The sequence below is a fragment of the Mesorhizobium sp. M8A.F.Ca.ET.161.01.1.1 genome (genome assembly GCF_004792105.1).
GTDB lineage: Bacteria > Pseudomonadota > Alphaproteobacteria > Rhizobiales > Rhizobiaceae > Mesorhizobium.
The window spans coordinates 223257-237841 of record NZ_SRTD01000008.1 but is presented as its reverse complement, the minus strand read 5'-3'; the positions used below and the strand labels follow the sequence as shown (position 1 = coordinate 237841).

11 protein-coding genes are annotated in these 14585 nt (G+C 61.5%); 4 read left to right on the top strand and 7 right to left on the bottom strand.

Annotated elements, in window-relative coordinates; translation table 11 throughout:
* Nucleotides 1–147: 147 nt before the first annotated feature.
* Both pgi and EN804_RS20960 read left to right on the top strand, forming a co-directional pair.
* Nucleotides 148–1791 (top strand): glucose-6-phosphate isomerase, encoded by a 1644-nt coding sequence (gene pgi, locus EN804_RS20965; RefSeq protein WP_135921144.1) that lies wholly within the window; start codon nt 148–150, stop codon nt 1789–1791.
* Nucleotides 1792–1796: 5 nt separating this feature from the next.
* Nucleotides 1797–2519 carry an HAD family hydrolase gene (locus tag EN804_RS20960; protein ID WP_135921142.1) on the top strand — a complete coding sequence of 241 codons (723 nt, stop codon included), beginning with the start codon at nt 1797–1799 and terminating at the stop codon, nt 2517–2519.
* 146 nt (nt 2520–2665) lie between these two features.
* On the opposite strand, the gene EN804_RS20955 is transcribed toward EN804_RS20960, so the two are convergent.
* From EN804_RS20955 to EN804_RS37290, 4 genes are all read right to left on the bottom strand, one after another.
* A complete protein-coding gene (locus EN804_RS20955) occupies nt 2666–3835 on the bottom strand; it encodes an epoxide hydrolase family protein (protein WP_135862190.1) in 1170 nt (389 codons plus the stop codon).
* 127 nt (nt 3836–3962) lie between these two features.
* Nucleotides 3963–5000: an MFS transporter gene (locus EN804_RS20950; protein ID WP_135921140.1), complete on the bottom strand. Its 1038-nt coding sequence runs from the start codon at nt 4998–5000 to the stop codon at nt 3963–3965.
* Between the two features lie 12 nt (nt 5001–5012).
* On the bottom strand, nt 5013–5801 hold the full coding sequence (locus EN804_RS20945; RefSeq protein ID WP_127278328.1) for an NAD(P)H-dependent oxidoreductase: 789 nt from the start codon (nt 5799–5801) through the stop codon (nt 5013–5015).
* Between the two features lie 51 nt (nt 5802–5852).
* Entirely contained in the window at nt 5853–5996 is a 144-nt protein-coding gene (locus tag EN804_RS37290; protein WP_189524542.1) for a hypothetical protein, read from the bottom strand.
* Between the two features lie 434 nt (nt 5997–6430).
* Between EN804_RS37290 and EN804_RS20940 the strand changes: the two genes are divergently transcribed.
* Both EN804_RS20940 and EN804_RS20935 read left to right on the top strand, forming a co-directional pair.
* Nucleotides 6431–7396, top strand: coding sequence for a LysR family transcriptional regulator (locus tag EN804_RS20940; protein WP_135921138.1), 966 nt, complete (start codon nt 6431–6433; stop codon nt 7394–7396).
* Nucleotides 7397–7750: 354 nt separating this feature from the next.
* Complete coding sequence (locus EN804_RS20935; protein WP_135921136.1) at nt 7751–9502, top strand: adenylate/guanylate cyclase domain-containing protein; 1752 nt, start codon at nt 7751–7753, stop codon at nt 9500–9502.
* A gap of 239 nt (nt 9503–9741) precedes the next feature.
* On the opposite strand, the gene EN804_RS20930 is transcribed toward EN804_RS20935, so the two are convergent.
* From EN804_RS20930 to EN804_RS20920, 3 genes are all read right to left on the bottom strand, one after another.
* Nucleotides 9742–11508 (bottom strand): adenylate/guanylate cyclase domain-containing protein, encoded by a 1767-nt coding sequence (locus EN804_RS20930; protein WP_135882931.1) that lies wholly within the window; start codon nt 11506–11508, stop codon nt 9742–9744.
* 277 nt (nt 11509–11785) lie between these two features.
* Nucleotides 11786–12490, bottom strand: coding sequence for a 50S ribosomal protein L11 methyltransferase (locus EN804_RS20925; protein ID WP_135882930.1), 705 nt, complete (start codon nt 12488–12490; stop codon nt 11786–11788).
* Nucleotides 12487–14517 carry a long-chain fatty acid--CoA ligase gene (locus tag EN804_RS20920; protein WP_135882929.1) on the bottom strand — a complete coding sequence of 677 codons (2031 nt, stop codon included), beginning with the start codon at nt 14515–14517 and terminating at the stop codon, nt 12487–12489. Before EN804_RS20920 ends, EN804_RS20925 begins: the two co-directional genes overlap by 4 nt.
* Nucleotides 14518–14585: the final 68 nt, after the last annotated feature.

Here is a 14585-nt window from a genome sequence, read left to right as displayed (position 1 = left end):
GATACATTGTGTCATCGCATCGTGATGCGCTGCGTCATCGCCGCGTATTGACCGGATGGAATTCGGCTCAATAGTTGTGGCGCGACGACACGCGCCGGAAACATCCGGTCTGATATGGTGCGTCCAAAACGCCAGGAGTCCCCGCCAGTGGATCAGTCAGCCTTCCAGAAACAGCTTGCCGCCCTGCGCGATCATCGCGCCGCGGCGCCTGGCGACATGCGCCAGGTCTTCGCCGCCGATCCGCAGCGCTTCAACACATTTTCCGCCACCGATGATGACCTGTTGCTCGACTGGTCGAAATGCGCCGTCGACGCGCCGACCATGGATTTGCTGGAAAAACTGGCCGCCGCCGCCGATCTCGAAGGACGCCGCGCCGCCATGTTCGCCGGCAAGAAGATCAACGTCACCGAAGACCGCGCCGTGCTGCATACGGCGCTGCGCAACCTCAGCGGCAAGGGGGCCACGGTCGACGGCCAGGACGTCAAGGCGGATGTCATTGCCGTGCTCGACGCGATGGGCGCCTTCGCCGATGCGATCCGCTCGGGCAAGGCAACAGGCGCCACCGGCAAGAAGATCACCGACATCGTCAACATCGGCATCGGCGGCTCTGACCTTGGTCCGGCCATGGCGACGCTGGCGCTCGCTCCCTATCATGACGGTCCGCGCGCGCATTATGTCTCCAACATTGACGGCGCCCATATCCACGACACGCTGAAGGGGCTGTCCGCCGAAACCACGCTGTTCATCATTGCCTCCAAGACCTTCACCACGGTCGAGACGATGACCAATGGGCAGACGGCGCGCGACTGGGTGCAGAAAGCGCTCGGCAAGGAAGCCGTAGGCAAGCATTTCGCCGCCGTCTCGACCGCGCTCGACCTGGTGGCCAAGTTCGGCATCGCGCCGGATCGCGTCTTCGGCTTCTGGGACTGGGTCGGCGGCCGCTATTCGTTGTGGGGCGCGATCGGCCTGCCGGTCATGATCGCCATCGGCCCGAGGAATTTCCGCGCCTTCCTCGACGGCGCGCACGAGATGGACGAGCATTTCCGCACCGCGCCGCTCCAGAAGAACCTGCCGGCGCTCCTGGGGCTGGTCGGCTGGTGGCACCGCGTGATCTGCGGCTATCCGGCCCGCGCGGTCATCCCCTACGACCAGCGGTTGTCACGGCTGCCGGCCTATCTGCAGCAGCTCGACATGGAATCGAACGGCAAGAGCGTCACCCTTGACGGCACGCCGGTGACGACGCCGACCGGGCCGCTGGTCTGGGGCGAGCCCGGCACCAACGGCCAGCACGCCTTCTTCCAGCTGCTGCATCAGGGCACCGATCTGATCCCGGTCGAGTTCCTCGCCGCCGCGGTCGGCCACGAGCCTGATCTCAAGCATCAGCATGACCTGCTGCTCGCCAACTGCCTGGCGCAGTCGGAAGCCTTGATGAAGGGCCGCACGCTGGACGAGGCACGCACGCAGATGCTGGCCAAGGGCATGAAGCCGGCCGATGTCGACCGCATCGCGCCGCACCGTGTCTTCTCCGGCAACCGGCCCTCGGTGACCATCCTCTACCGCAAGCTCGACCCGCGCACCTTCGGCCGGCTGATCGCGCTCTACGAGCACCGCGTCTTCGTCGAGGGAACGCTGTTCAACATCAACTCCTTCGACCAGTGGGGCGTAGAGCTCGGCAAGGAACTGGCGACCGGCCTCCTGCCTGTCGTGGAAGGCAAGGAAAGTGCCGCCAAGCGCGACGCGTCGACCGCTGGCCTTGTGGGATACATCCGCCAATTGCGTGGTTCGGAGTGAAAAGTTTGGCAGACATCAAGGGAATATTGTTCGACAAGGACGGGACACTTGTCGATTTCAACGCGACCTGGCTCGACGTTGCCGATTTCATGGCCATGGATGCAGCCGACGGCGATCGCTGGAAGGCCGACAGGCTGCTCGCGGCCGCCGGTTTCGATTTCGCCAACCGGCGCTTCAAGCCCGACTCCATCTTTGCCTCCGGCACCAATCTCGACGTCGTCGAACTGTGGTTTCCGCGCCTGTCCAACGAGGATCAGATGCTGGCCGTCGCCCGCTTCAACGAGATCACTTCGGTTCAGGGCTCGGCGATGGCGGTGGCGCTGCCTGATATCGTCGACACGCTGGCCCTGCTGTACAAGCGATCCTACCGGCTTGGCGTCGCCACCAACGATTCGACCAGCGGCGCCGAAAAAACGCTGGTCACGCTCGGCGTGGCGCAACTGTTCGTCGCCGCTTACGGATATGACGCCGTCGCCAATCCCAAGCCCGCCCCGGACACCATCCAGGCCTTTTGCGACCTCACCGGCCTGAAGCCAAGCGAGATCGCCATGGTCGGCGACAACAGGCACGATCTCGAAATGGCGCGCGCCGGCGGCTGCGGCCTCGCGGTCGGCGTGCTCTCCGGCACCGGCACCCGCGAATCGCTGGCCGAGATCGCCGACGTCATCCTGGATTCGGTTGCCGACCTGCCGGATTTTCTGGCCGCACGGGTCAAGGAGACGGCGTGATCCGGAGAAGGGGTGGGAAGGTGGTTTGACTTCGATGGCCGAAATGGGGCCGTGAGCGGACAGTCAGCTTTCGGGTCTTGGCGATTGGATAACTGCCGTGCGCGGCGGGCACTTCCGAATGGCAGGAAGCTTCCAATTGGAGACGTTTAGGCAGTCAATCCATGGTCCCGAAAGCAGCCAAAGCGCGCTCCCGACACCGTCGCGATAAAGGCGCGCAGGTCGGCCAGCATCAGTTCCGGCTCTTCCAGCGCGGCGAAATGCCCGCCCCGCGGCATGTCGGTCCAATGCACGATGTTGTAGGTCTTCTCCGCGAACGAGCGCGGCGGCGGCAAGAACACTGGATCGGGGAAGGCCGCAACGCCGGTCGGCACCTGGATGCGGGTGCCGGCCGGAAGCATCCGCGACTCCTCAAGCCGGCTGCCGTAGTAGATCCAGGTTGCCGTCACGAACGATGCCGGCGCGATGTAGAGCATGATGTTGGTGAGGAGTTCCTCCTCGGAAAATTTGCTCCAGATGTCGGGGTCGCCATCGGCGGTTGTCGGAAGATCGGCCCACTTGCCGAACTTCTCGAGTATCCAGCCCGCCGCTCCGACCGGGCTGTCGGCCATCGCGACGCCGAGCGTCTGCGGACGGGTTTCCTGCTCGTGAAAGTAGGCGCTCTCCCGATCGGCAATCGCGGCACGCTTGGCGGCGAAGGACTTCTCCTCGTCGGTCGTCGGAGCGGCATCCTCCGCACGCACGGTCATCATGTTGATATGAATGCCGAGCAGAGCGTCCGGTCGATCATGCGCTGCCCAGGCCGCGATGCCGTGGCCCCAATCGCCCCCTTGAACGAAATACCGCGCGTCGCCGAAAAGTTGTATCATCAGCCCATGCACGAGTGCAGCAGCCCGCCGCGGGCCGATCGGGCGCGTGATCGGGTTGGAGAACGCGAAGCCAGGAAGCGAGGGGACGACAACGTCGTGCCCGTCCGCTGCGAGCGGCTGCAACAGCCGCTCGAACTCGAGATACGAGCCCGGCCAGCCGTGGAGAAGCAGTACGGGCGGCTTGGAGCCGTCGCCCTTCACATGAACGAAGTGGAGGTGCTCGCCTTCCACGTCGGCCGTGAAGTTGGGCAGCGCGTTGAGGCGCCGTTCGACCGCACGCCAGTCGTAGCTGTACCGCCAATACGCGGCGAGTCGCTTGAGGTCATCAACCCCGACCCCCGCTGACCAGCCCCCCGCATTCGGCAGCTGGCTCCAGTCATAAGCCTCGACCTTGGCTCTGATCGTGGCGAGCCGTTCGTCAGGAATGTTTATTATGTAGGGTGAAATCATGATGTTCTCCGCTTAAACGGCTGACGACGTTGACCGCCGAAGGGTAATACCGACTGAACTGAAAGCTGCGCACAACGTTTCCTGAAACGCCATCCTTTTTGCGAACGGCGCCACGGCAAAACGTCTGCTATGCAGGTCGGCGTTGCCGTAGGCGCAATGTCCGCTTTCCACCCGAAGCAGTCGCGACGGCGTCGGGCGCGACCTCTTCCGCGGCCGCGACCACGCCAGACTGAACGATCGGGCCAAGACAGAAGCAGCAGGCAGACCAGAGGAGCAGGTTGGCGAACATTGTCAGGACGTGCGGGGCCGAAAAGGGCAGCGTCGCAAGGGCCAGGACTAGACCGACCAGCGCTGCCATCAGGCTGCGCCGCGTGCCGAGTGCATCGCTAAGCCGGCCCCCACCAAAATTCCCGACCACCGCAGCTGCGCCGAATGCCATGAACGCCAAGCTGACTGCGGCAGGAGACACGTGGGTTACCTCCGTCAGCAGCGGTGCGAGAAAGGTGAAAACCACGAATGATCCGCCGAACCCGGTCATGGCGATGAAATAGAGCGCCAGGAGGCGGGGCTTCGCCAATACGGCGAACTGCGACCTTAAACTGGCGGGCGGAGCGTGGGGAATTTCCCGCGGCAACAAAAGTCGCAATAGCGCTGCCGTGAGGCAGCCGAGCACAGCCACCGCCAGCAGCGGTGCACGCCACCCAAGGCTCTGTCCGACGATTGTGCCGAACGGGACACCGATGACTATTGCAAGGGTGAGCCCTGCGAACATCGTCGCCACCGCCCGCGCGCCGCGCTCACGATCCGCCAGGCTCATCGCAATCGGCGCGCCGACGGCGAAGACCACGCCGTGCGCCACTCCTGTCACGATCCGCCCGGCCAGCAGCACTTCATAAGTCGGTGCAGCGCCGCCAAGCAGATTACCGGGCGTGAACAGGCTCATCAGTCCAACCACAAGCCCGCGGCGGGGAAGCCTTCCAGTAAGGGCCGTGACCGTCGGCGCCCCAACGGTCGCGGCCAGGGCATAGCCAGTCACAAGCAGACCGGCTTGGGGTATCGTTACCGTAAGATCGCGCGCGACATCCGGGACAAGCCCGATCATGACGAACTCCGTCGTGCCGATGGCGAAGGCCGCCACGGCAAGCGCGAACAATGCAGGCGACATCAGTGTTGCTCTTTATGCGTCGATCAGATCGGCAAAGTGCGCGGCGAGGCCGGTTTGGCCCGGCGCAACGTGGTCGGCCATGGTGTGGCGATCGGGGAAGTCGCCGCCGTTTTGCGAACGGAAGGGAATCGGCTTGTCGGTGAATAGCCCGGCGAGACGTACACGCCATGCTGCCTTGATCGCGTCCACTTGCTCCGCCGTGGAAACGTGACCCGCGCCATAGACCGCGTGCGTCGGGAGCACGTCCATGCCGGGATAGAACAGCGCGCCATGAGTCAGCGGGAACAACAGTTGCTCTATCGGCCCGTTGATACCCCGCGGGCCATAATCGGCCACTGGGCCGCCTGCCTGCACGTTGACCAGCGCTCGCTTGCCCTTGAGGATGCCGTCGCCAAAGCGAAACTCGTTGGAGCCATTCTGATAGCCGTAGGCAAAACCGAAGGCATAGACTCGCTCTATCCAGCCCTTCAAGATCGCGGGCACGCCGTACCACCACAGCGGGAATTGCAGGACCACAGCATCGGCCGCGAGCAGCTTCTGCTGCTCGGCGATCACGTCGGGCGTCTGATGCCCGCTTGCGTAAGCATGGCCCGATTCCATGATGAACGACAGTCGCTCAGGGTTGTTGCGCATCGGAAAGTCATCGGCGTCGTACCCCGCCTTCCACTTCATGCCGTAGAGGTCCGAATGGACCACGGTGTGCCCCGCTGCCGACAACATCTCAGCGGTCACGTCGACCAGCTGCCGTGTCAGCGAAGTGGGCTCAGGGTGTGCGTAAACGATGAGAATATTTCTTTTCACGAGATGGTCTCCGTAGTTGTTGAGAGCTGTGTCTGATGTTCCCGATCGGTATCAATTGCGCGCCAGGGCTTGCGCGTTGGTGACCCAGACGTTTTCGGGGATTTTGCGTGCCCCCCCGGGCGCGCTCGGCTCGATGATGCCGAAATCGATTTCGATACTTACACTGTTGACGGCGCGGCGAGGCTCCTCGATCACCAGCAGAATGCTTGTTTCGTTGCAGCAGTTCGCGCCAAAGCGCGCGCTAAGCTAGTCGTGTATGGGATGCTGACTGAGATCACTCGATGCCTCCGGCTCGGGATTGGAAGCCCGGCTGGCCTCAACATGAGTATCTGACTAAGATTTGTGAAATCGATTATCTTGCCCCGTGCTATCCAGATAGCGGATATCTAACCGCTGATCGCCACGTTGGCACTTTCACGCGGGCGTTCGATTGGCCCGTCGGTGCCGCACGGCTCCCTCCGCTCCAGTTTGGCGGCTCTCTACCAATCGTAAGAACAGCAGCGATCGCTTTCGCGCCAGCGGCCCGACGCCAACACAGACAGCTTCCCATTAGGCGGCCAAGCCGTTGACGGGCAGCGCCGCGATCATCATATATAGAAATGATTAAACGGCGACTAGGAATAGACACGGTGAATGACAGTCGCATCGACCTCAATCTCTTGGCGACGCTCGAAGTGCTGCTTGCCGAACAAAACGTAACGAAAGCGGCAGATCAACTGCACCTCAGTCAGCCGGCTGTAAGCGCGCAACTAGCACGGCTTCGGGATTTGTTTGACGACCCGCTTCTGCTCCCGACTCGTCGAGGCATGATCCCGACCGCCAAGGCAATCGAACTTGCACCGCAACTGAGAGACGCGCTGGATCACGTGCGCAACGCGTTACATTCTCATCAGGACTTTGATCCCGGCAAGGCCGAGCTTACCGTATCGATCGGCTGTTCTGACTATATCCAGGCAGCAGTGGTGATGCCGTTCGTCTTGGCTCTCCGGCAGACGGCGCCGGGAGTACGGGTGGCCGTACGGCATCTGGTGCCCGAGCTGGTGGAGCAGCAATTGGGGAATAAAGAAGTCGATCTTGTTATCGCTACTCCCGAGCGGTCGGCCCCGCACCTACGGACGTGTCACTTATTCGACGAAACTTATGTCCTCATAGCAAGACACGGTCATCCTCGGCTAAAATCGGGTATGACAATAGACGAATATGTCGAATTGGAACACGTCGTGGTGTCACCGCGGGGCGGCGACTTCGAAACGCCAGTGGACAGTGCTTTGGCGACACTTGGTTACCGACGCAATGTCGTCGTGTCAGCGGCCTCCTTTTTGCTCTTGCCGGAGATCGTCTTAGATAGTGATTTGGTTGCACTCGTGCCAAGGCGCCTATTTATTAGGCAATCAGAAAAACTCATGATGGTTGATCTGCCCTGGCTAGGTGAGCAATTCAATGTCAGTCTGATTTGGCACGAGAGATGTCATAGGCATGCGGGCCACCGCTGGGTCCGAAACCTGATCGGAAGCCTGGTTGGGGACCACGATAAAGGCGGGTCTAGGGTCGCGGAGCCTGAATCAGATCACGCGCCTCACATCAATGGCTCCTGACCTAGCGGGTCTGCTGCGCTTTGCCGATCAGCATGCAAACGAGTTAAGTGACACCGCAATTTGCCAATGGTCTGAGTGCCCATCTTCGCTATGCCGGGCGCGCCATTCCACAGGAATCGCGGTTTTCAGCCGTTTCTAGATTCACCCGACAGGATGAAGATGGGCACCCGAATGACCGAATCTGGGCCGGATTCGGAACGTCGACTTATGGCGTCCAAAGTACAAGAGCGGACGTTCGGCGCCGTGCGACCGAGGTGGAAGCTAACCTATAGCAGCCAAGAGGTGTGATAGACTCCACACCTCAAGGCCCATACAATCGCGCAATTTCCTTCGCTCTAGGTTGCCGCATTGCCAATGGCCGAAGAACGCAATCAGCGTCGCCTTGCCGCCATCCTCGCGGCCGATGTGGTCGGCTACTCTAGGCTCATGGGTCGCGACGAGAGCGGTACCCTGTCGGCGTTTAAGGCGCATCGCCACGAACTGGTGGACGCCAAGATCGCCGAGCATCAGGGCAGGATCGTCAAGCTGACCGGCGATGGCTTGCTGGTAGAGTTCCCCAGCGTGGTAAATGCCGTGGCCTGCGCCACCGACATCCAGCACAAGATGCGCGAGCGTAATGCCGACGTGCCGGCGGACAGGCGCATCGAGTTCCGCATTGGGATCAACCTCGGAGATATCATCATCGAGGACGACGACATCTTCGGCGATGGCGTAAACATCGCGGCGCGGATCGAGAGCATCGCCAAGCCGGGCGGTGTTGCCGTATCCGGCTCTGTCCGGGACAGTCTCGGCAACAGACTCGCACTTACCTTTGAAGATATGGGCGAGCAGACGCTCAAGAACATCGAGCGACCGGTGCGTGTCTATAACGTCAACCTCTTTCCCGACGCGCCACTACTGCAACCGGTCGGAGTAGAGTCCGTCGCCAATGAGAAACCGTCGATCGCCGTGCTTCCCTTCAACAACATGAGCGGCGATCCGGAACAGGAGTATTTCTCGGACGGCATCACCGAGGACATCATCGCGGAACTGTCGCGCTTCCGTTCGCTGCTCGTGATTGCTCGGAACTCGTCCTTCATGTTCAAGGGAACTCCCGTCGACATCGCAGAAGCGGGGCGAAAGCTTGGCGTGCGCTACTTGGTGGAGGGCAGCGTTCGCAAGGCGGGCAAGCGCGTGCGCATAACCGCCCAGCTGATTGAGGCAAAAACCGGTGGTCACGTCTGGGCGGAACGCTATGACCGGGACCTGGACGACATCTTCGCGGTTCAGGACGAAGTGACGCGAAGCATCGTGGCCGCCGTTCCGGGGTATGTTGAATCCGACGTCTTGAAAGCATCGCGGCGCAAACCGACTGAGAGCCTGGGCGCCTACGACCATTATTTGCGCGGTATGGAAATCGTCAATCGCTGGCGCAACGATGATATTCCTCAAGCCACGGCAGAATTCGAAAGTGCGGTGAAGCTTGATCCAAACTTTGCCCGCGCTCATGCAGCGGTGGGCCATATGCACGTTCGCGTCTATTGGCAAACGCTCGCCCCACATGCTTTGGAAAAAGCAACTACAGAAACAGAACTCGCTGTGCGGCTCGACGGCGAGGATAGCAGGTGCCTCGCTGTTCGTGGGATGTGCCTTATGCTCGACAAGAACTTGGACGCGGCGTCGGAAACGTTCCAGCGCGCCCTCCAGTTGACACCTGATGACGCCGATCTCAATGACATGATGGCGTACTACCTGCTTTGCACGGGACAGGCGAGCGAGGCTATCGAGAGATCGCTCAAAACTATCCGCGCCAGTCCACTGTTCCTTCCTGCCTCTCTCCGTGAGACTATGGGCATGGCGTTCATGATGACGCGACAGTACGAGGAAGCGATAAAGTCTTTCGCCGCTATCAACAGCCCCTACTACTATATCCACGTTTATGCGGCTGGATGTCTGGCGAAGCTCGGGCGTCGTGATGACGCGCGGGCGCAAGGCCGTTTGGCAAACAAAATCAAACCAGATTGGCCTAGCGTGGATTGGGGCTATCAGTACACAAAAGAAGAATATAGGCAGCACGAGCGCGAACTGGCCCATCTAGCGATGGAAGTTCTAGCGGATGAACCTTGAGCGTCGGCCATCGCCGGGGCCCTTTACTCCCTAGCCCCGATAAACTGCCATGGTCGGATCGATGAGGTCGCTTCCCAATGGCGCGGATGGTGTCCGACCATCGTCACTCGCCCGTCAGGCCCGACGGTTATCGCCTTTGCGGCGGGATCACGGCGTCCACATAGGTTCGGAAGAATAGCGAGAGATTAAGGAGCAGCCCGACGCCATTGTCGTTGGAAAAGGGCGCCCATCCATACGGGCTATTCTAGCAAGCCCGCCAGGCGCCAGCCATCAACAAACGGCTGCGCATCACTCGGGCTCTTGAAGGGTGAGTTCGCCACCAAATGACCGACCCTCCAATTTGGATTGCCCGCAAGAAATAAGCGGGCCTCCTCCTGTGCTTCAGGAACGCGACCGGCAAGGGCAAGCGCGGGAACCAGGTGTTCCCTTGAACCCGTCCCGTACGTTTCTTCCCGACTCAAAGACACAACAGCTTCTTCGTAGTGACCAGAGGAAATCTGCGCCATTCCCATGATCCAGAAATACCAACCGGGTGGACGAGGATTTATACGGAGCGCCGTGCCACAAGCTATCAGCGCTGCTTGCGGATCGCCTAAGTAGATTTGAAGCTCACCCATCCATGCAACGGCATCTGCATTATTAGGATTGAGCCGAACGGCAGCATCGAATTGGGATTTCGCTTCATCCCAATTTCGTTCATAAAGCTGAACGCAGCCCAGGATCCTGCGAGCATGGGAATCGTCGGGATCGATTTCCACAGCCCGTTGCGCGTGTATCAGAGCCTTTGCGCGGCCGGGTTCCTGTGGCTCTCCCCAGACAATCCAGCCAAATAGCAGTGAGATGGCAAGATTGCTGTGTCCCTCACAGTAGTTTGGATCGATCTTAACGGAAAGTTCCAAGTCAACGCACGCCTCACTGTTGTCCGATCTGGAATTGTTGCACTTGCCTCGCGACCTAACACAAAGATCATAGGCTTCGAGATTTGACGGTCGGGAACGGGCAACAAGTTTCTTTTCACCAAGCTTGCCAGAAATCGCTTCAACAACGCGTCGCGTGACCTCGTCCTGAACGTCGAAGATGTCGGCGATTTCGCGGTCGAAGCGCTCCGCCCACACGTGATTGCCTCCTTCCGCCGCATTGATCAACTGGACATTGACACGCAATCTCTTGTTGGATCGCCGGGCGCTGCCCTCGAGAACGTATCTGACGCCCAGATCGCGACCGATCTGACGGACGTCGATGGGTCTGCCTTTGTAAGCGAAGGTGGAGTTACGGGCGATGACGAAGAAGCCGGACACATTCGACAGATCGGTGATGATGTCCTCCGTCAGCCCATCAGTGAAGAACTCCTGCTCCTGGTCGCCACTCATGTTGACAAAGGGCAGCACGGCAATCGAAGGCTTGTCGGGCAGTGCGAGCGGCTGCGAAAGTTTCCCCAGCACAAGGGGCTCAGTTGGTGCCGCGGGCTTTGCCTTGGAGGGAACGCCGACCTGTAGCGAAAAGATCCGGACCGGATCGGCGATGTTCTTGAGCTGAACCGCACCGCGATCGTTGATTGCGATGTCGAGCCTTGACTTTACCTGCCAATAGGCTTGCTCGGAAAGACAGATATTGCCAGGCTCGCAGATGCCTTCCAGGCGCGCGGCGATATTGACGCCATCCCCCATCAGGTCGCCATCGCGCTCTTGCACGACGTCGCCTAGGTGAATGCCGATCCGGAACTCGATGCGGCGATCGTCCGGCACCCCGGCATTGCGCTCAATCATTGCGTTCTGCACTTCGATCGCGCAGCGCACTGCTTCCACCACGCTGCTGAACTCGACGAGGCTCCCGTCGCCGGTGCGCTTGACGACACGACCACGATGAACTGCGATGGTGGGATCGATGAGATCGCTGCGCAGCGCCCGCAGCCTTGCCAAGATGCGGTCTTCATCTGCGCCGGCTAGCCGGCTGTAGCCGACCACATCCGAGACCAGGATCGCTGCTATTTTTCGGGTCTCACTCATGTCGTGCCCCCTCCATCCAGTCTGGCACTACTGCGAAGCCAAAGGAAGATAGCTCCGAGCCATTGGTCGGACGATCCGCATCGGATCGATTCCATTCGTTCGAGACAATGTTGGGCAGATATCAGCCTGAGACCTGGCCATTGGCGATGTCCGCTGTTGGTGAATGGACTGGGCCGTGGGAATGACTGTCATTAGGCGCTAACCAGACGTTCATTCGACCTAAGCAAGCACTGGCTCGAACCCCGGCCGTTCCAGCTATCGGCCTGCGCCCAGCGCCCTACCGCTCTTCCGCCTTAAACCAAAACACCCCGCTCGGTCTGCTCGCAATCCCCTTTGCATCCCCAAAATCCGGCACCTCATATTCAGCGATCAATCGCAGCCGGGTGAGCGGCAAATCGTTGCGGCGGGGGTCGCCGACCAGTACCTCGATGCCTGATGCCAGGCAGCGGTCGAGGAACGGCATAACCCGCAAGGCAACCTCACGGCAGTAGAACACGTCGCCCGCCAGCACGAGGTCGGCGGCCGGTGGCGGGCCTGTGGTGAGATCCTTGTCGAAGATGGTGATCTCGACGGCGTTGGCCGCGGCATTGAGGCGGATCGCGGCGACGCCGTTGCGGTCGATCTCGGCGGCGATCACTTCCGCTGCGCCGGCCTTCGCGGCGGCGATGGCGACAAGGCCCGAGCCGGCGCCGAGGTCGAGCACGCGGCGGCCCGTCACGATCTCCGGATGGTCGAGAATATGGCGCGCCAGCACCGCGCCGCCGGCCCAGGCATAGGCCCAATAGGGTGGCTGCGGCTCGGACTCGTCCAGGTCGTCGCCGGACCCGACGAGCCGCCTCAGCCCGCTGCCCGGGTGAGCGGTGTAAAGCTGGATTTCAGGAAGCGCCCGCACTGGGGCAAGGCGCAAATTCGTCCTGATGAATTCTGCCGGATCAAGGCGTCGGCCGGGCGCATCGAAGTCGGCGGGATCGTCGGCCACTATTCGCGCAACGCCCGCCGCAGGATCTTGCCGACCGGCGTCTTTGGCAATTCGGTCCTGAACTCGATGTATCTGGGCCGCTTGTAGCCGGTCAGGTTCTCACGGCAAAAAGCAGTGATGGCCTCTGCGGTCAGGGCCGGGTCCTTCTTGACGATGAACAGCTTCGGCACTTCGCCCGAGTGCTCGTCCGGCACGCCGATCGCGGCCACTTCGAGCACGCCTGGATGCGCCGCCACGACCTCCTCGAGTTCGGTCGGATAGACGTTGAAGCCGGAAACGAGGATCATGTCCTTCTTGCGGTCGACGATCTTGGTGTAGCCGCGTTCGTCCATGAAACCCATGTCGCCCGATTTGAAGAAGCCGTCCGTGGTCATCACCTTGGCGGTCTCGTCCGGCCGGTTCCAGTAGCCGGCCATCACCTGCGGTCCCCTGATGCAGATCTCGCCGACCTCGCCCAGCGGCACGTTGTTGCCGTCGTCGTCGCGGATGGCGATTTCTGTCGAGGGCAGCGGCAGGCCGATGGTGCCGGTGAACTCGCCGGAACTGAACTTGTTGGCCGTCGCCACCGGCGAGGTCTCCGAAAGGCCATAGCCTTCGCTGATGGGGCAACCGGTCAGCGCTTTCCAGCGCTCGGCGACGCCCTTCTGTACCGCCATGCCGCCGCCCAAGGTCAGAAGCAGCGGCTTGAAGTCCAGCTTGCGGAAGTCCTCATTGTTGAGCAGCGCGTTGAACAGCGTGTTGAGGCCCGGAAAGATATGGATCGGATATTTGCCCATTTCCTTGACGAAGCCTGGAATGTCGCGCGGATTGGGGATCAGTATGTTCTGGCCGCCCATCTGCATGCCCATCAGCGCATTCACCGTCAGTGCGAAGATATGGTAGAGCGGCAGTGCGCAGACGAGGTTGAGATGCGCCGGCTTTGGCTTGACGGTGTAGGCGTCCTGCAGCCACAGCGCATTCTGCGCGACATTGGCCAGCACATTGCTGTGCGAGAGGGTCGCGCCTTTCGAGATTCCGGTGGTGCCGCCGGTATATTGCAGGAAGGCGACGTCGTTGGCGGCTACCGTGGCCGGCTTGAAAGCCATGCCGCGTCCGGCCTTCAGCGCCGCATTGAACTTGACATGGCCGGGCAATGACCAGGCCGGCACCATTTTCTTGACGCGGCGCACCACCAGATTGACGATCGAACCCTTCAGGCCGCCGAGCAGGTCGCCCATGGCCGCGACGACGATGTGCTTGACCGAGGTCCTGGCGACGACCGCCTGCAAGGTGTTGGCGAAGTTTTCGAGAATGACGATGGCCTGTGCCCCGGAATCCTTGAGCTGATGCTCCAGTTCGCGCGGCGTGTAGAGCGGATTGACGTTCACCACCGTGAAGCCGGCGCGGGCGACCGCCATCATCGCCACGGGATACTGCAGCACGTTCGGCATCATCAGGGCGACGCGCGCGCCCTTCTGCAATCCAGTGGACTGCAGATAGGCACCGAAGGCCGCCGAAAGCTGCTCGAGTTCGGCGTAGGTGATGGACTTGCCCATGCAGGTGAAGGCCGGCTGACCGGCGAACTGCTTGCAGGCGCCCACCAGGAAGTCGCCGATGGAACCGTAGGGCAGGGCGCCGATCTCGGCAGGCATGTTCTTGGGATAGCTGTTGAGCCATGGCTTTTGCGGCAGGCCGGCGGCGAGTTCGGTAAGCGCCTTCGGCAGCCGCTGGCTGGTCGCCGTCGCCGGCTTCGAGGCCGGTGCGGTCTTCGCTGGTGGCGAGTTCTTCGTCGTCGTGGCCTTGCCCGGTCCGGCCTTGCCCGATCCCGTCCTCGCCGCGGGCGCCTTTGCCGGCGCGGCTTTCGCAGCCGGCTTCGTGGCGGTGCTGGCTGTGGCCGCGGCTTTCGCCGGGGGGGCATTCCTGGCGGGTTTGGGCGCCGCCTTCGCGGTCGCTGCCTTGCCCGCGGCCTTGCCTTGCCCGTCTCCACCGGCGGCTGGTTTCGAGGCCGCCTTGGCCGGCGCTTTCACTGGGCTCTTCGACGCTTTTGCCACCCGTTCCTCCTCGACAACCCTGGTCGCCTGTTTCTCGTTGGCCTGTGCCGCACCGCCCCCGGATTGAT

Coding starts and splice junctions, on each gene's coding strand:
- EN804_RS20955 (WP_135862190.1), bottom strand. CDS start 3,835: ATGATTTCACCCTACATAATAAACATTCCTGACGAACGGCTCGCCACG.
- EN804_RS20935 (WP_135921136.1), top strand. CDS start 7,751: ATGGCCGAAGAACGCAATCAGCGTCGCCTTGCCGCCATCCTCGCGGCC.
- EN804_RS20950 (WP_135921140.1), bottom strand. CDS start 5,000: ATGTCGCCTGCATTGTTCGCGCTTGCCGTGGCGGCCTTCGCCATCGGC.
- EN804_RS20930 (WP_135882931.1), bottom strand. CDS start 11,508: ATGAGTGAGACCCGAAAAATAGCAGCGATCCTGGTCTCGGATGTGGTC.